Origin of the sequence: Streptomyces sp. UNOB3_S3 (genome assembly GCF_020740895.1) — a bacterium.
Taxonomy (GTDB): Bacteria; Actinomycetota; Actinomycetes; order Streptomycetales; family Streptomycetaceae; genus Streptomyces.
The window spans coordinates 1-16,800 of record NZ_JAILXP010000015.1 but is presented as its reverse complement, the minus strand read 5'-3'; the positions used below and the strand labels follow the sequence as shown (position 1 = coordinate 16,800).

Sequence of the window (16,800 nt, the reverse complement as noted above, 5' to 3'; positions counted from 1 at the left end):
TGGGGCGGTGCCCCTGCGGGCCATTGGCCCACTGCCTCTTCCGTGTGGATGGTGGTTTCGCATTCGCGGTGCGAGGGTCAGCACTCCCGTCGGCCGAGCGATGTCGGACACTCGCCGTCGAAGGTCTGCCCACCCGAGCATTCCCGCGCTCGGGGCCTAGCAAGCCGCACCTGGGGCGCGACGGACTCAGAGTACAAGCGGAGCAGGACCAAGGGGCGGCGTTGCAGGAAAAGTGCCGGAGCACATCCGGTCGCACTTCTGGGCGGGGCATCACGCCCCGCCCAGAAGCTGGCCACGCCTCCCGTCAGGCGCTGGCGACCTGGGTCAGCATGTCGGTGTTGGCCTTGACGTCGTGGCCGAGGTTGAGCGTGTGCTGGGGCAGTTCGCCCAGGCGGTCGCGCAGCGGCTCGGTGCTGGTGGTCTCGGTGGGGAGGAAGCCGAAGACGTCAGGGTAGCGGTCTTCGGTGCTGGCGGTGAAGAAGTCGGCTTCGCGAACGGTGCGCTCCTCGTCCAGGGCGGTGGGTTCGGCTCCGGGGATGATCTGGGGGAAGAGGATGCGGGCCGCGTGGCCTTCGGTGGCCAGGGTCAGGCCGAGCCAGGAGTGGAGCTGGTCGGGGAAGAACTGCGGCTTCAGCTCCTTTCCGGATTCCTTCCACAGGGGTGTGCGGCTGCCGGAATGGATGGCGTCGGTCACCTTCTGGTGCTGGGTGGGGTGGAGCTGTTCGCCGCGCTGGACGCGTTCGCGGACCTGGTCGTACCAGCCGAGGGCGTCGAGGAGGCCGAGGCCGATGGCGGCGGCCGAGGGCCAAGGCAGGACGCGCAGCCGGCCGTCCTCGGGGCGGATGAAGACGCGGTCGTTGGCCAGCAGCTGCCATCCGGCGCGGGCCAGCAGGAGCCCCACGGTGGTCTTTCCGGCGCCCTTGTCGCCGAAGGTCAGTACCGCCTGCCCGTCGCGGACGACGGCGGAAGCGTGCAGGATCGACCAGCCGTCGGCCAGCAGCCGGCCCCGGACGACCTCGCGGACGAGGCGGGCGGCGGCCAGGGCGACGGGGACGTCCTCACAGCCGTAGATGTGCAGGGGGCCGCCGGGCTCGGCCTTGTAGGCGGTCTTGTCCTCGGGCTGGGCTGCGAAGACGGTGCCGTCGCTGTCGCGGTGGATCAGCATGCCGGTGTTGGCGTAGACAGTCTCCTCGTGGGGGTGGTCGGCTACGCGCTGGGTGATCTCGGTGACCTGGTCGGGGTTGACGTCGGCGTTCACCGGGGCGTCGGGGGCCGGCGTGGTGCTGGTGGCGTTCCACCAGGGGCCGAAGTAGCGCAGGGCCCAGTCGGTGACCACCGTGCTGTTGCTGGTGACGGTCGCGGCCTGGGTCGCCGTGGCGATGCGGGTGGCGGTCCTTGTCACTGCGGTCTTCTCCTTCTGTGAGGGGTGCGCGGGGGCGTACAGGCGGGCGAGTGGCTGGTAGGCGTCGCGGAGTTTGACGTCGGCGGCGACGAGTTGCCGGGCCTCGGCGGCATCGAGTCGGGGGAGGCACACGGTTGGGGTTCCGGCGGTGAAGCGCAACGGAATTCCGAGCCACCGGTTCTCGTGGTTGACGGACAGCTCCACCACGCGGTCCTCCAGGCCGAGGCCGACGCGGAGGGCGGCGATGACGGCGCCGGCGGGGCCGCAGCGGGTGCGGCCGAGACCGGCATTGATGCGGGCCGGGCGGTCGGCCAGCTCGCGCCGGATTCGGCCTACCGGTACGGCCACGGGGTGACCGTTCACGCTGGTGGAGGAGGCGCACACGACGGCCTGGTCGCCGTGCTCGCCAATGACGTGGCCCCTGACGCCTTCCACTGCAACACCGAGCTGGGCGGCGAGAGCGAGCCGGTAGCGGGCGCTGTCGGTGTTCGTGCCGACGCCGTAGACGCGGCGGCAGCCGGAGACCTCAGCGAAGAGGCGGGCCATGATGTCGACGGGGTTGGTCACCATGACCACGAGTCCCTGGTAGTGAGCCAGGGTGCGGGCCAGGGTGGCAACGACCGGGGCGTTCGCGTTCAGCCCCGCCATGCGTACGTTGGTGCGGTTGGTGTTGACGAACTCGGCCCTCGGACAGACCACCACAGCCTCGCAGGAAGCCAGCTCACGAGGACTGGTGGTGTGGATCGCCCGAACGGAGGAGCCGGTGACCTGGCACATGTCCTCCAGATCGGTCACCAGAGCCCGGGCCGAGAGACCCGTGCGGGAGACGATGCGGACGGACTCGCACCAGCCGCCGGCCGCTAGCAGCATCGCCACGCCCTGGCCGACTGCCCCGGCGCCGATCACCCCAATCGCTCCGGACCTGACGGCGGTCACCGGTTCGCCGCCTTCACTACATCGGCCAGCACCAGCCGCCACACCGCCCGTGGGTCCGTCCCCGCGACCAGGCCGGCGGTCGCGTTCTCCAGCAGACCGCACACTGCCTCGGCCTGCGCGGTGATCTTTCCCGCGTGCTCGGGCAGGGGCAGATCGGGCGGGCACGTCAGGTAGGTACTGAGGATGTTGGTGGTGTCCATCAACCACAGCACCACCAGATGGCGCAGCCACTGGGCCCGCTCGTCCGGCCGCAGGTCTGCGGTGAGCGCGTCGGCGAACTCCTCGATGCCGGCCGTCGTGGCGTCGGCCGTCACCAGGTCCGGAGAGGAGGCGATCAGGTGGAGGACCGTCCGGGAGATGAGCTTGGCCGGGTCGGTCTGGGAGCGTCCGCGCCCCAGGCCCGGGTCAAGGAAGACTGGGCGTCCGTCGGCCCCGTCGGGGAAGACCACGTGGTCGGGCTTGAGGTCGCCGTAGACCACCGGTCGATGCCCGGCCGCCGGGGTGGGTCGCAGCCGCCGCAACCGGAGTGCCACGGTGGCCAGCGCCTCGCCTGCCTGCCCGGCCTTGCGGAGGTAGGTGGGGCCGCTGATGCCGTTGAACTTGCGGTCGAAGGTGGAGCCGATGCCCCGCTCGATGATGGCGGCCTCATCGACGGCCCGCGCGATGGCCGGCCGCTGGAGCCCGGCCAACTCGACCACTGCCCTGGTCATCAGTTCCCCCGCCTGGTGCGGCTCCTTGGCCAGCAGGTCAGCGAGCGTCGGCCCCGCCACGGGCTCGGTGAACAGCACCCCGCCGTGGCACCCGGCGACCTGGCACGCCCGTGCTCCCGCCTCCTGCACGATGGCCAGGCCCCTGGCCTCCCGCTCCAGCAGCGCCCCCGGCGACCCCTGGTAGGCGGCCTGCGCCGCTCGCACCTGGGCCCAGTCGCCGACCGTCCCCCGCAGAACCGAGACCAGCGACAGGCCCAGCAGGGAGACCTTCGCGTACTGGAGACGGCCGTTCACCGTCAGGCGGCGCACATAGGCGGTGACGCTCGGCGTGTGCTGCCCGAGGTGCACGGCAGCGCCCGGCCACAGCTCGGCGGCAGCCTTCTTGATCTTCTCGTCGGCGTAGGCGGAGACCTCTGCGGCGGGAATGGCGCTCGCGGTAGCCATCAACGGCCTCCCACCATGACGTCCTGCGGCAGAGGCAGAGCGGTCTGCCCGGTGCGGTCGAGGTCGTGATGGACGACGGCGGCCAGGTTGCCGGCCGCAGCGATGGTGCCCAGGGCCCAGACCCAGCCGAGCATGGGCCCGAACCAGCCGCCGCGAGTCCTCGTGCCGCCGGTCGTACGGCATGTGTACGTCACCGTCGTCTCCTTCTCGTTCCAGAGATGGGAGCAGCGGGCCGTCAACGCGGCGAGGAGACAGTGGTGGGCGCCGAAGGCCCGCTGCTGCTTCATCCGCCCTTGCATCTCGGGCGGTGAGCTTCAGTGAACGGCCGTACGGCGGGCGGCAGGAGGGGCCAGGATGTAGGGCAGCTGTAGGCCCGTGTAGGCCAGGGAGGCGACGGCATCGTGCCGACCAAGCAGGAACTCGCCAAACTCATCCGCGAGGCGTGCGAGGAGCGCGGCTGGGGCCCGACCAAACTCGCCCGAGAAGTCAGCATCGCGGCCGGGCGGCCCCCGAACGCTATCGAGCGGCAATACGCCCGCCGCTGGATGTCCGGTGAACGCTCGCCGACCTACTGGCTTCCGCACGTCGTCAAGGTCCTCGACCTGGACTTAGGCACTGCCAAAGCGCCACAACCGGCAGTGCCCGAAGCGGAGGTCACCGATACCGTGGCCTCAGTCATCCAGTTGGGGAGGAGCGACGTGGACCGCCGGAACTTCCTTGCCGCCACAAGTGGTTACGCCCTCAGCGCCTTGGCGCTGCCCGACTTGGACAGCATCACCCGCCACACGAAGACCGCTCAGTCCGGAGCCGTCCGCGTCGGCGCAGGCGAGGTCGCCGCAGTGAAACAGATGGTGAAAGCCCTGGGCGACTCCGCCGCCGAACTCGGCGGCGGGCATGCCCGGCACCTGGCCGTGCGTTACCTGACTGAGGACGTCGCCTCCTGGCTCAATGGCAAGTACACCGAGGCCACCGGCCGGCAACTGTTCGCCGCTACCTCTCAGCTCGTCCACCTCGCCGGCTGGATGGCCCAGGACGAAGGCGACGACCCCGAACACCAGGGCCGCGCACAGCAGTACTACGCGCACGCCTACCGCCTCGCTGCCGAGGCCCACGACCCCGAGCTATCCGCCACCGCGCTGCGCGGCCTCGCCGTACAGGCCATCGACCTCGGCTTCCGGGCCGAGGCCGTCCAGCTCAGCGAGGCGTGCGTGCGGTACGGCAAGGACCTCGACAACGCCCGAGCCGTCGCCTACTACGAGGCCACCTTGGCCAACGCCGCCGCCCAGGACGACGACCGCCGCTTGGCCACCCGGCACCTCGCCCTCTCCGAGAGCGCCATCGGCCGCTCGCCAGCTACGGCAGGCGAATCCTGGGCTGCCCACTACTCTCCCGGCCGCTGGGCTCACGAATCCGGCATGATCCTCGCCCGCCTCGGCGACCTCGACGCCGCCGAGGAACACCTGCGCCTCGCCCTCGACATCCACGGCCTCGACCGCCGCCGCACCCGCGCCATCGTCCTCGCCGACCTCGGCGGCGTACGCCTGCGTCAGGGCGACATGGACGGCGCCCTGGCCACCTGGGACGACTTCGTCGACTGCGCGGAAGGCATCCGTTCCGTGAAGGTCCACAAGGCGGTCAATGACATGCGTACCAGGCTGAACCGATTCCGCGCCATGCCCGGGGCGGAGCGACTGCGGCAGAAGGCGGCGCAGCTCCTCATCTGAGATGAAGCAGAGTTCGTTGTGCTAGGCCCGGCCCGACGGGGCGCGTGATTGAGCCGGGGGGCGCTTCTTTTCCGTGTGCGGCAAGGCTTTGTGCGCACGGCGATCAACATTCCGCACACCAGGGGTGGTGTCGGCGATCCGCGGAGTGTCCTCGATATTCAGAGCGCCGAGCTCGGCCAGACTCGCGCGGAGCCGACATTGTACGCCTCAGCGACCGCGTCGAAGATTCCAACGGTGGTGGCCTTGGCGAGTTCACCGACGGTTCTCTACGCCGCGCGCTGTAACGTCTGAATGCCGGTGATCCTGGCCACGACCCAGCCCGGCGCTTCAAGGCCGGCGGTGAGCAGCCGCGCGTCAGTCGAAGGTGCCCGCCTGTATCAGGGCGGCCACTGCGGCGCCGGTCTCGGTGAGGATGCGTTCAACCTCGCCCTTCACCCGGTACCGCGGTCGATGCAGATCGCAAACGGGTGTAGTGACCTGCATCGGCCGATAGCCCGTGTGGGACTCGAACCCAACAGATTAAATGTCCACCGCAGCGACTATCGGTGCTTGAACTCCGGCTTCCGCTTCTCCGTGAACGCCGCCATCCCTTCCTTCTGGTCCGCGACGGCGAACACCGCGTGGAAGACGCGCCGTTCGAACCGCACGCCCTCCGCGAGCGTCGTCTCGAACGCCCGGTTCACCGCCTCCTTCGCCATCATGGCGACCGGCGCCGACATCCCGGCCACGGTCTCGGCGACGGACAGGGCCTCCGCGAGGAGCTCGTCCGCCGGGACGATGCGGGAGACCAGGCCCGCCCGCTCCGCCTCGGTGGCGTCCATGGTGCGCCCGGTCAGGCACAGCTCCATCGCCTTGGCCTTGCCGACGGCGCGGGTGAGCCGCTGGGAGCCGCCGATGCCGGGGATCACCCCGAGCTTGATCTCCGGCTGCCCGAAGACGGCGGTGTCGGCGGCCAGCAGGATGTCGCAGAGCATGGCGAGCTCGCAGCCGCCGCCCAGCGCGTAGCCGGAGACGGCCGCGACGGTCGGGGTGCGGAGGGCGCCGAGCCGGTCCCAGGCGGTGAACCAGTCGTTGAGGTACATGTCCATGTACCCCTGCGGCTGCATCTCCTTGATGTCGGCACCGGCGGCGAACGCCTTCGCCGAGCCGGTCAGGACGATACAGCCGATGTCCGGGTCCCGGTCGAGGGCTTCGGTGGCCTCGACGACCTCGTTCATGACCTGGATGTTGAGGGCGTTGAGGGCCTTGGGGCGGTTCAGGGTGACAAGGGCGACCCGGCCCTTGCGCTCGACGAGAATGGTCTCGTAGGCGGTCTCGTACGCGGTGGTCATCAGGAAGCCGTCTCGTTTCGTTCGTTCTGCTGCCGGATCGTCCGGATGATCCCGGAGAAGTCCTCCGCCGCCCCGGCGCCCGCGGCGAACTCCGCGTACTGTTTCGCCGCCTCGATCCCGAAGGCGGAGTCGATCCCGCTCGCGCGGAGCGCGTCGGCGGCGAGGCCGAGGTCCTTGGCCATCAAAGGCGCGGCGAAGCCGGGCCGGTAGTCGCGGTTGGCCGGGCTGGCCGGGACCGGGCCCGGCACCGGGCAGTTGCTGGTCAGCGACCAGCACTGGCCGGACGCCGTGGAGGCCACGTCGAAGAGGGCCTGATGGGACAGGCCGAGGCTCTCGCCCAGGACGAAGGCCTCGCTGACCGCGATCATCGAGATGCCGAGGATCATGTTGTTGCAGATCTTCGCCGCCTGCCCGGCGCCCGGGCCGCCGCAGTGCACGGCCTTCTTGCCCATGGCGGCGAGCAGCGGCTCGGCCCGGGCGAACTCGCCCTCGCCGCCACCGGCCATAAAGGTCAGGGTGCCGGCCTCGGCACCCGCCACCCCGCCGGAGACGGGCGCGTCCAGGGCGTGGTGGCCGGCCGCGGCCGCGGCCTCGTGGGCGGCGCGGGCGTCGGCGACGTCGATGGTGGAGCAGTCGACGAACAGCGTGCCGGGCGCGGCCGCGGCGAGGAGCCCCTCGTCCCCGTAGAGGGCCAGCACATGCCGTCCGGCGGGCAGCATGGTGATGACCACGTCCGCGCCGGCGGCCGCGTCCGCCGCCGAGGCGACGGGCTCGACACCGGCGGCCGTGGCCGCCTCCAGGGACTCGGCCACCAGGTCGTAGCCGCGCACCCGGTGCCCGGCCTTGACGAGGTTGGCGGCCATCGGGCCGCCCATGTGGCCGAGGCCGACGAATCCGACGGTCAGGGGAGTACCGGTGTTCATGACGCCACCTCCTGGGACAGGGCGAGTTCCTTCTCGCCCAGCGGTGCGAAGAACCGGGCGACGTCCGCCTCGCCCACCTCGGCGAGCGTGGCGGGGGACCAGCGGGGGCTGCGGTCCTTGTCGATGACCTGGGCGCGGATGCCCTCCACCAGGTCCGGTGAGGCCAGGGCCGCGCACGAGACGCGGTACTCCTGCTCCAGCACCCGTCCCAGCGAACCGAGCCCCGGGACGGTGCGCAGCGCTGCCAGGGTGACCTTGAGCGCGGTGGGGGACTTGGCGAGGATCGTCTCGGCGGCCTCCTTGGCGGCCGGGGTGCCATGGCCCTGGAGGCGCTCGACGATCTCCTCGACGGTGTCGGCGGCGTAGCAGGCGTCGATCCACTCGCGGTGACCGGCCAGTTCGCCCCCGGGCGCCTCGGCGGCGTACCGGGCGACGACCTCGTGGGCCGGGGCGTCGGCGAGCTCAGCTAGGAGCGCGGGCAGCCGGTCCGAGGGGACGAAGTGGTCGGCGAGCCCGCACAGCAGGGCGTCGGCCGCGCCCACCGGCTCACCGGTCAGGGCGAGATGGGTGCCGAGCTCCCCGGGCGCCTTCGCCAGCAGATAGGTGCCGCCGACGTCGGGGACGAAGCCGATGCCGGTCTCGGGCATGGCGACCCGGGAGCGCTCGGTGACGATCCGTACGCCGCCGTGGGCGGAGACGCCGACGCCGCCGCCCATGACGATGCCGTCCATGACGGCCACGTACGGCTTGGGGTAGCGGGCGATGCGGGCGTTGAGCCGGTACTCGTCGCGCCAGAAGTCCGCCGAGGCCGTGCCGCCGGAGCGGGCGTCCTCGTGGATGGAGCGGATGTCGCCGCCCGCGCACAGCCCGCGCTCGCCCGCGCCCGTGATGACGACGGTCCCGACGGCCGGGTCGTGCTCCCAGGCGGTGAGGGCCTCGTCGATGCGGGACACCATGGTGTGGGTGAGGGCGTTGAGGGCCCTGGGCCGGTTGAGGGTGATCCGGGCGGCCCGGCCCTCGACGTGGAGGAGTACGGAGTCGTCGCTCATCGGCCGGCCCCCGTCAGGCCGCGGGCCACGATGAGGCGCATGATCTCGTTCGTCCCCTCCAGGATCCGGTGGACCCGCAGATCGCGGACGATCTTTTCCACGCCGTACTCGTTGAGGTAGCCGTAGCCGCCGTGGAGTTGCAGCGCCTGGTCGGCGACCTCGTACCCGGTGTCGGTGGCGAAACGTTTCGCCATGGCGCACAGCTGCGGCGCCCGGTCATCGCCGCGGTCCAGCGCCTCGGCGGCCTGGCGGACCAGGGCGCGGGCGGCGGTCAGCTCGGTGGCCATGTCGGCGAGGCGGAAGCGCAGGGCCGGGGAGTCGAGGAGGGGCTCCCCGAAGGCCTCCCGGTCGGCGAGGTAGGCCAGGCTGCGGTCGAGGGCGCTCTGGGCGCCGCCGAGGGAGCAGGCGGCGATGCCGAGCCGGCCGCCGTTGAGCCCGCTCATGGCGATGCGGAAGCCCTCGCCCTCGCCGCCGAGCAGCCGGTCGGCGGGGATCCGGACGCCGTCGAGGATCACCTGGCGGGTGGGCTGGGCGTTCCAGCCCATCTTCTTCTCGTTGGGGCCGAAGGACAGACCGGGGTCGTCGCGGTGGACGAGGAAGGCGGAGACGCCGCGCGCCCCGGGGCCGCCGGTGCGGGCCATGACGATGTAGACGTCGGTCGAGCCCGCACCGGAGATGAACTGCTTGACGCCGTCGAGGACGTACGTGTCCCCGTCGCGGTCGGCGCGGGTGGTCAGCGCGGCGGCGTCGGAGCCGGCGCCCGGCTCGGTGAGGCAGTAGCTGCCGAGGGTCTCCATCGCGCACAGGCCGGGCAGATAGCGGGCGCGCTGGGCGTCGTCGCCATAGGTGTCGATCATCCAGGCGACCATGTTGTGGATGGAGAAGTAGCCGGCGACGGAGGGGCAGCCCGTGGCGAGGCTCTCGAAGACGAGGACGCCGTCGGCGCGGGTGAGGCCGGAGCCGCCGGACTCCTCGCGGACGTAGACGCCGCCGAGGCCGAGGTCGGCGCCCTTGCGGAGCACGTCGACGGGGAAGTGCTTGTCGCGGTCCCAGTCGACGGCGTTCGGGGCGAGGTGCTCACGGGCGAAGTCGAGGGTGGTCTCGGCTATGGCGCGCTGGTCCTCGGTGAGGAAGGTGGTCGTCATGGCGGTCAGCCCATCGTCGGGATCGTGAAGCTCGCGCCCTCCTTGACCCCCGAGGGCCAGCGCGAGGTGACGGTCTTGGTGCGGGTGTAGAAGCGGATGGCGTCGGGGCCGTGCTGGTTGAGGTCGCCGAAGCCGGACCGCTTCCAGCCGCCGAAGGTGTGGTAGGCGACGGGCACGGGGATCGGGACGTTGACGCCGATCATGCCGGTGTCGACGCGGCGGGTGAAGTCGCGGGCGGTGTCCCCGTCGCGGGTGAAGATGGCGACGCCGTTGCCGAAGGGGTGCTCGCTGGGCAGCCGCAGGGCGTCCTCGTAGTCGGCGGCGCGGACCACCGACAGCACGGGCCCGAAGATCTCCTCCTGGTAGATCCGCATGTCCGGGGTGACCCGGTCGAAGAGGGTCGCGCCGGCGAAGAAGCCGTTCTCGTGGCCCGGCAGGACGAAGTCCCGGCCGTCGACGACCAGTTCCGCGCCCTCCTCGACGCCCAGGTCGACATAGCCGCGTACCCGGTCGACGGCGTCCCGGCCGACGAGGGGGCCGAAGTCCGCCTCGGGGTCGTCGGAGCGGCCGATGCGCAGGGTGCCGATGCGCTCCTTGAGCTTGGCGACGAGCGCGTCGGCGGTCTCCTCGCCGACGGGCACGGCCACCGAGATGGCCATGCAGCGCTCCCCGGCGGAGCCGTAGCCGGCGCCGATGAGGGCGTCGACGGCCTGGTCGAGGTCGGCGTCCGGCATCACGATCATGTGGTTCTTGGCGCCGCCGAAGCACTGGGCGCGCTTGCCGTGGGCGGCGGCGGTGGCGTAGATGTGCGCGGCGATCGGGGTGGAGCCGACGAAGCCGACGGCGCCGACACGCGGGTCCTCGAGGAGGGTGGTGACGCTCTCCTTGTCGCCGTTGACGACGTTGAGGACGCCCGCCGGAAGACCCGCCTCCAGGAACAGTTCGGCGAGCCGCAGCGGCACGGAGGGATCGCGCTCGGAGGGCTTGAGGATGAACGCGTTGCCGCAGGCGATCGCGGGGGCGGCCTTCCACAGCGGGATCATCGCGGGGAAGTTGAACGGGGTGATGCCGGCGGCCACGCCGACCGGGCGGCGCAGCGAGTGGACGTCGATGCCGGTGCCGGCGTTGTCCGTGAACTCGCCCTTGAGCAGGTGCGGAATGCCCGCGGCGAACTCCACGACCTCCAGGCCGCGCTGGATGTCGCCGAGCGCGTCGGGGACGGTCTTGCCGTGCTCGGAGGACAGCAGCCGGGCCAGCGCGTCCTTCTCGCCCTCGACCAGCTGGAGGAAGCGCAGCAGGACCCGGGCCCGGCGCTGGGGGTTCCACTCGCCCCATTCGCGCTGGGCGCGGACCGCGTCGGCGATGGCCGCCTCGGTCTCCGCGCGGTTCGCCAGCGGGACCCGGGCCTGGACCTCGCCGGTGTTGGGGTCGTACACATCGGCGAAGGCGCCCGATGTTCCCGGGGTGTGCTTTCCGCCGATGAAGTGGGTCAGTTCACGGACCATGGAAGCCTGCTCTCATCAGGTGAGATCCGGGGACAGGCACGGCGGTGCCGCGGGCGCGCGCCCTTGTGGGGCGCGGTCCGTCCTGTCCGTCCTCGTGGTTGTCCCCGAACATATAGTTGGACGTCCTACTAAGTCCAGAGTCGAAAAAACGTGCGAGGCGGCCGGTGGTCGCCCCGCACATCGGGGAGGGATACGGAATCCGGTCAGGGAGTGGTTTCGGCCACTCCATGGGCAGGGCTGCCGGAGCCGGCCCGCCGGGCGAGCCGCCGTTCGGCGAGGTGGCCGAAGAGCAGGCCGAAGCCGGTCCACAGGACGCACTGGACGGCCAGGGCCGAGAGGCGGAACCGCCACAGCACGGTGGCCGGGAAGTCCCCCGGAACCTCGTCGTACGAGGGCAGGAAGGCGTACGCCAGGCCGACCGCGAGGACGAAGGCCGCCACCGCGGCGACGGTGGCCCACCAGGCGCCCAGGCGGGGTGCCAGCCGGCGCCCCAGGATCATCGCGGCGAGGCCCAGCAGCACGCTCAGCGCGATCATCAGGAAGAAGAGCGCCGTGCGTTGGCCGATGGTGTCCGGGTCGCTGGTGGCCGGCGGGTTGGCGGGGTACTTGAGGAACGGCACCACATAGACCGTCAGCAGCCCCCCGAGCGAGAGGAGGGCGGCCGTGGCGCGCGGCCCGAACCGGCCGATGCGGCCCAGGGCCACGCAGAAGGCCAGCGCGGCGATGCCGCCGAAGGCGACGCCGTAGACCAGGACGCCGGTCGCCAGCCCGGCGGTGGACTGCAGCGCGCGGCCGACCAGCTCCACGCCGTGGTCGTCGTGGTGGCTGTGGGCCTCCTCGTAGCCGATGGCCGCGTCCACGGACGGCTCACCGAGGAAATAGGCCACCAGCAGCGCGGCGCACCCGGCCACCAGCCCGGCGAGCATGCCGCGCACCAGCAGCGACCGTACGGAGACGGTGTTCACGAGACGGGCTCCCCGGCGGTCAGTGGCAGGGGAAGCCGAGGAGGTGGCGTCCGTCGTGGACCCACTCGTGGACGCTCTCACCGGAGAGCAGCGAGGTGGCGCCCTGCTCGGCGCCGACGAAGTACAGCAGCACGAGCATGAGGACGCCGAAGAAGACCGCCCACGGGGCGATCGCCTTCAGGGATATGGGGGCGACCTCCGGCAGGGCGGGGGAGCCGGTCGCGGAAGCGGCGGAGTGAGCCATGATGCAGACCTCCTGGGGAAACACGCGTCCCAGAACTAGGGGTTCCTGGACGACGGAGGGCGGGTCTGACTCTCCGGGCGTCGCCGCGCTGCCGCGGGCGCCGGCCGGATTCACAGTGGCGCGACCGTGCCGGATTCCCACCGGCTTCCGTCACCCCGTCGTCATGTCCACGCGACCGTACCGTTCCGGCCAACATTGCGCCATGGGGTGGGGGATGCGCAACGGCGTACGACCCGGCGTGCGCGCCCTGGAGCGTGCGCGGGGGACGCGCCTCCTCCGCACTCTCGGCACCCGGAAGTCGCCCGCGTACCGCCTGGATACGGCCGGTGTGTGACCGGTATGTGAACAGGGCTGTCCCGAGGGCGGTTTCTGTGCCTACGCTGACGACCGCAGCCGGTTCGCCCTGCCCGCCAGGCAGGCGCGTCGCAAGAGGGAACCCGGTGGGAATCCGGGACTGCCCCGCAGCGGTGAGCGGGAACGACCGCCGTCATACGCACTGGGCCCGGCGGGCCCGGGAAGCGACGGCCACTAGGTGTCCGCCCTCGGGTGGACGCGCCCGCGAGTCCGAAGACCTGCCCGCTGCCCGCGCGCGAACGGATCGCGCGCGGAGATCCCGGTGACCTCGAGGGCGGGTCGGCGCGCACGGACGAGCCCCGTCGGCTCGCCCGCACCGAAGCGACCCCTCGCGGCCCTCCCGGGATCCCGGAAGACGAGCTCGCGAAGGAGAGTTCCGTGACCAGCAAGTCCGCAGCCGCGGCAGCCCGGGCCACCGTGTACGGCTACCCCCGCCAGGGGCGGGACCGGGAACTGAAGAAGGCCGTCGAAGGCTACTGGAAGGGCGCCGTCACCGCCGGCGCCCTGCGCCGGACCGCCGCGGGACTGCGCGCCGCCACCTGGCGCGATCTCGCCGCCGCCGGCCTCCACGAGGTCCCCACCGGCGACTTCTCGTACTACGACCACGTCCTCGACACCAGCGTCATGGTCGGCGCGGTCCCCGCCCGCCATCGCGCGGCCTTCGCCGCCGACCCCCTGGACGGCTACTTCGCCATGGCGCGCGGCACCCAGGACGTGGCGCCCCTGGAGATGACCAAGTGGTTCGACACCAACTACCACTACCTCGTCCCGGAACTGGGCCCCGACACCGCCTTCACCGCCGACCCCGCCAAACAGCTCGGCGAGCTCCAGGAGGCCCTGGCCCTCGGCCTGGCCGCCCGCCCCGTCCTCGTCGGACCGGTCACCTACCTTTTGCTCGCCAAGCCCGCCCCCGGCGCCCCGGCCGGCTTCGACCCGCTGACCCTCCTGGACCGGCTGCTGCCCGTCTACGCCGAGGTGCTCGCCGCGCTGCGCGCCGCCGGGGCCGAGTGGGTCCAGCTGGACGAGCCCGCCCTCGTCCAGGACCGCACCCCCGCCGAACTGAACGCCGCCGCCCGCGCCTACCGCGACCTCGGCGCCCTGACGAACCGGCCGAAACTCCTCGTCGCCTCCTACTTCGACCGCCTCGGCCAGGCCCTGCCCGTGCTGGCCAAGGCCCCCGTCGACGGCCTCGCCCTGGACTTCACCGGCCCCGCCGCCGCCAACCTCGACGACCTCGCGGCCGCCGGCGGACTGCCCGGCAAACGGCTCGTCGCGGGCGTCGTCGACGGCCGCAACGTCTGGATCAACGACCTGACGGCCTCGCTGGCCACCCTCGCCACCCTCCTCGGCCTCGCCGGCCGTGTGGACGTCGCCGCCTCCAGCTCCCTCCTCCACGTCCCCCTCGACGCCACCGCCGAACGCGACATCGACCCGCAGATCGCCCGCTGGCTCGCCTTCGCCCGCCAGAAGACCACCGAGATCGTCACCCTCGCCCGCGGCCTCACCCACGGCACCGCCGCCATCACCGCCGAACTCGCCGCCAACCGCGCCGACCTGGCCTCCCGCGCCGGCTCCGCCCTCACCCACGACCCGGCCGTCCGGGCCCGCACCGCCGCCGTCACCGGCGACGACGCCCGCCGCTCCCTGCCCTACGCCGGGCGGACCGCCGCCCAGCGCGCCCGCCTGGGCCTGCCCCCGCTGCCCACGACCACCATCGGCTCCTTCCCCCAGACCACCGAACTGCGCACCGCCCGCGCCGACCTGCGCGCCGGACGCATCGGCACCGACGCCTACGAACGGCGCATCGAGGCCGAGATCCGCGAGGTCGTCGCCTTCCAGGAGAAGACCGGCCTGGACGTCCTGGTCCACGGCGAGCCCGAACGCAACGACATGGTCCAGTACTTCGCCGAACGCCTCACCGGCTACCTCGCCACCCGGCACGGCTGGGTCCAGTCCTACGGCACCCGCTACGTCCGCCCACCGGTCCTGGCCGGCGACGTCTCCCGCCCCGAGCCGATGACCGTGCGCTGGACGGCCTACGCCCAGTCCCTCACCGCACGCCCCGTCAAGGGCATGCTCACCGGCCCCGTCACCATGCTCGCCTGGTCCTTCGTCCGCGACGACCAGCCCCGCGCCGAGACCGCCCGCCAGGTCGCGCTCGCCCTGCGCGACGAGGTCGCCGACCTGGAGGCCGCGGGCACCGCCGTGATCCAGGTCGACGAACCCGCCCTCCGCGAGACCCTCCCGCTCCGCGCCGCCGCCCGCCCCGGCTACCTGGACTGGGCCACCGAGGCCTTCCGCCTGACCACCGGCGGCGTCCGCCCGGACACCCAGATCCACACCCACATGTGCTACGCCGAGTTCGGCGACATCCTCCGGGCCATCGACGACCTCGACGCCGACGTCATCAGCCTGGAGGCCGCCCGCTCCCATATGCAGGTCGCCGGCGAACTCGCGGGCGCCGGCTACCCCCGCGAAGTGGGCCCCGGCGTCTACGACATCCACTCGCCCCGCGTCCCCGGCGCCGACGAGGCGGCCGCCCTGCTGCGCCGGGGCCTGGCCGCCATCCCCGCCGAACGGCTGTGGGTCAACCCCGACTGCGGCCTGAAGACCCGCGGCTGGCCCGAGGTCCGCGCCTCCCTGGAACACCTGGTGACGGCGGCCCGCACGGTACGGGAGGAGCTCCCGGGCTCGTCCTCATGAGACGCTGAGCAGGGGTGCCCCGACCACAGGGGCACCCCTCGCCCCGTAGGACTGAAAGACTGGCCGCATGGCCGAACTCAACGGAAAGCCCGTCACCCTCGACGACCTCCAGACCCTCGCCCTGACGAATTACGGGCACTTCACGTCCATGCGGATGGAGGACGGCACGATCCGGGGCCTGTCGCTCCACCTGGACCGCCTGGTGCGGGACTGCCGCGTCGTATTCGGCGTCGAGCTGGACCGGGAGCGGACGCTCGACCACATCCGCAAGGCCGCCGACGGCGTCACCGGGGTCGCCGGCATCCGCGTCACCGTCTTCGACCCCGCCCTCGACCTGGCCCGCCCCAGCGACGCCAAGAACCCCCACGTCCTGGTGAACCTACGGTCCGCCGGGGCCCTGACCCCGCCGCCGTTGACAGCCAAAACCTTCCCCTTCAGCCGCGACAGCGCGGAGGTGAAGCATGTCGGAATTCACGCGCAGCTCAAACTCCGCCGCGACGCCCAGCTCGCCGGCTTCGACGACGCCGTCTTCGTCGAACCGGACGACCGGGTCTCCGAGGGCGGCACATGGAACCTCGGCTTCGTCGACCAGCACGGGACAGTCGTCTGGCCGGACGCCCCCGCGCTCCCCGGCACGACGATGCTGCTCCTCCAGAGCCTCGACACCCCGAAGCAGCTCACCGCCCCGGTACGGCTCGCCGACGTCCCCACCATGGCCGCCGCATTCGCCACGAACGCGTCCATCGGCGTCCGCACCGTCAGCGCGCTCGACGACGTGCGGTTCCCGCCGGACCACCCCGTGCTCACGGCACTGCGCGACGCCTACGCGGGCATTCCGGGCGAACGCCTGTAGCCGCCGCTCAGGGGTGAACCAGGGCCCGGTCAGGGTGCTCACCGATGGGCAACGGCGGCTGCTCCCAGCAGGGTTGGCTTTGCCGCCAAGGCCCGTCAACACTGCTCCGGAGGCCCCTCGATGCGTACCCGCCTCGCCCTGACCGCCTCGTCGTGCGACCGCGTGGCCTGGGCCCACAGCGGTGCCATCTCCGGCTACGGAACCTGGGCCGCGGCCATCGACGACGGCCGCGCCGCCAGCGTCACGATGACCCTTGAACCGAGGACCGGTGAAGCCATAAAACACCTCGAGTCAGCCGTGGACGCGGCCCTGTGCTCCTGAACCGCGCCTCTTTCGCCTGATCCGGCGCGGGAAAACAGAAAGACCCCAGATCAACTGGGGTCTTACAACAGCTAACAGAATGAGTTGATCTGTCTGAGGGTGATGAGGCAGCAGGCGAGGCGGAGGAAGGCTTCATGGATGTCGGCTCGTCGTTCCCAGCGGATGCGGAGGCGTTTGAAGCCATGCAGCCA

Annotated in this window: 14 protein-coding genes, 1 pseudogene and 2 riboswitches; of the genes and pseudogenes, 4 read left to right on the top strand and 11 right to left on the bottom strand. The window is 71.8% G+C overall.

The genetic code is table 11. The features are described from left to right. Positions 1-304: 304 nt before the first annotated feature. Genes K6I33_RS36250 through K6I33_RS03310 form a run of 3 tightly spaced genes read right to left on the bottom strand, consistent with a single transcriptional unit; the run spans position 305 to position 3,779 of the window. Positions 305-2,338, bottom strand: a complete 2,034-nt coding sequence (locus tag K6I33_RS36250) for an NAD(P)-binding domain-containing protein (protein ID WP_308297037.1) — start codon at positions 2,336-2,338, stop codon at positions 305-307. Beyond that, on the bottom strand, positions 2,335-3,492 hold the full coding sequence (locus K6I33_RS03315; RefSeq protein ID WP_229348143.1) for a hypothetical protein: 1,158 nt from the start codon (positions 3,490-3,492) through the stop codon (positions 2,335-2,337). The genes K6I33_RS36250 and K6I33_RS03315 overlap by 4 nt, the downstream gene beginning before the upstream one ends. Continuing rightward, positions 3,492-3,779 (bottom strand): hypothetical protein, encoded by a 288-nt coding sequence (locus tag K6I33_RS03310; RefSeq protein ID WP_229348142.1) that lies wholly within the window; start codon positions 3,777-3,779, stop codon positions 3,492-3,494. Before K6I33_RS03310 ends, K6I33_RS03315 begins: the two co-directional genes overlap by 1 nt. 114 nt (positions 3,780-3,893) lie before the next feature. Here K6I33_RS03310 and K6I33_RS03305 point away from each other — a divergent pair, with 114 nt between their 5' ends. Continuing rightward, the gene (locus K6I33_RS03305) at positions 3,894-5,216 is read left to right on the top strand and encodes a tetratricopeptide repeat protein (RefSeq protein WP_229348141.1); all 1,323 of its coding nucleotides are present in this window, start codon (positions 3,894-3,896) and stop codon (positions 5,214-5,216) included. A gap of 539 nt (positions 5,217-5,755) precedes the next feature. Here the strand turns inward: K6I33_RS03305 and K6I33_RS03300 are convergent. The 7 genes from K6I33_RS03300 to K6I33_RS03270 form a co-directional block, all read right to left on the bottom strand. Further along, positions 5,756-6,547, bottom strand: a complete 792-nt coding sequence (locus tag K6I33_RS03300) for an enoyl-CoA hydratase (RefSeq protein ID WP_229348140.1) — start codon at positions 6,545-6,547, stop codon at positions 5,756-5,758. Further along, positions 6,547-7,470: a 3-hydroxyisobutyrate dehydrogenase gene (gene mmsB / locus K6I33_RS03295; protein WP_229348139.1), complete on the bottom strand. Its 924-nt coding sequence runs from the start codon at positions 7,468-7,470 to the stop codon at positions 6,547-6,549. The genes K6I33_RS03300 and mmsB overlap by 1 nt, the downstream gene beginning before the upstream one ends. Then, positions 7,467-8,519: an enoyl-CoA hydratase/isomerase family protein gene (locus K6I33_RS03290; RefSeq protein ID WP_229348138.1), complete on the bottom strand. Its 1,053-nt coding sequence runs from the start codon at positions 8,517-8,519 to the stop codon at positions 7,467-7,469. The genes mmsB and K6I33_RS03290 overlap by 4 nt, the downstream gene beginning before the upstream one ends. Continuing rightward, positions 8,516-9,664 carry an acyl-CoA dehydrogenase family protein gene (locus K6I33_RS03285; RefSeq protein ID WP_229348137.1) on the bottom strand — a complete coding sequence of 383 codons (1,149 nt, stop codon included), beginning with the start codon at positions 9,662-9,664 and terminating at the stop codon, positions 8,516-8,518. The genes K6I33_RS03290 and K6I33_RS03285 overlap by 4 nt, the downstream gene beginning before the upstream one ends. A gap of 5 nt (positions 9,665-9,669) precedes the next feature. Beyond that, positions 9,670-11,169: a CoA-acylating methylmalonate-semialdehyde dehydrogenase gene (locus K6I33_RS03280; RefSeq protein WP_229348136.1), complete on the bottom strand. Its 1,500-nt coding sequence runs from the start codon at positions 11,167-11,169 to the stop codon at positions 9,670-9,672. A 203-nt stretch (positions 11,170-11,372) separates the two neighbouring features. After that, the gene (locus K6I33_RS03275) at positions 11,373-12,134 is read right to left on the bottom strand and encodes a CbtA family protein (protein ID WP_229348135.1); all 762 of its coding nucleotides are present in this window, start codon (positions 12,132-12,134) and stop codon (positions 11,373-11,375) included. A gap of 19 nt (positions 12,135-12,153) precedes the next feature. After that, a complete protein-coding gene (locus tag K6I33_RS03270) occupies positions 12,154-12,378 on the bottom strand; it encodes a CbtB-domain containing protein (protein WP_229348134.1) in 225 nt (74 codons plus the stop codon). Positions 12,379-12,441: 63 nt separating this feature from the next. Further along, a riboswitch (cobalamin riboswitch) is annotated at positions 12,442-12,527 on the bottom strand. Between the two features lie 278 nt (positions 12,528-12,805). After that, positions 12,806-12,952, top strand: a riboswitch (cobalamin riboswitch). A gap of 158 nt (positions 12,953-13,110) precedes the next feature. Between K6I33_RS03270 and metE the strand changes: the two genes are divergently transcribed. The 3 genes from metE (at position 13,111) to K6I33_RS03255 (ending at position 16,609) form a co-directional block, all read left to right on the top strand. Then, positions 13,111-15,435 carry a 5-methyltetrahydropteroyltriglutamate--homocysteine S-methyltransferase gene (gene metE, locus K6I33_RS03265; RefSeq protein ID WP_229348133.1) on the top strand — a complete coding sequence of 775 codons (2,325 nt, stop codon included), beginning with the start codon at positions 13,111-13,113 and terminating at the stop codon, positions 15,433-15,435. Positions 15,436-15,502: 67 nt separating this feature from the next. Then, positions 15,503-16,288, top strand: a complete 786-nt coding sequence (locus K6I33_RS03260) for an aminotransferase class IV family protein (RefSeq protein WP_229348132.1) — start codon at positions 15,503-15,505, stop codon at positions 16,286-16,288. Between the two features lie 120 nt (positions 16,289-16,408). Next, a complete protein-coding gene (locus K6I33_RS03255) occupies positions 16,409-16,609 on the top strand; it encodes a hypothetical protein (protein ID WP_229348131.1) in 201 nt (66 codons plus the stop codon). Between the two features lie 71 nt (positions 16,610-16,680). On the opposite strand, the pseudogene K6I33_RS03250 reads toward K6I33_RS03255, so the two are convergent. Continuing rightward, positions 16,681-16,800 (bottom strand): annotated as a pseudogene (locus K6I33_RS03250) (IS5/IS1182 family transposase); the annotation flags it as partial.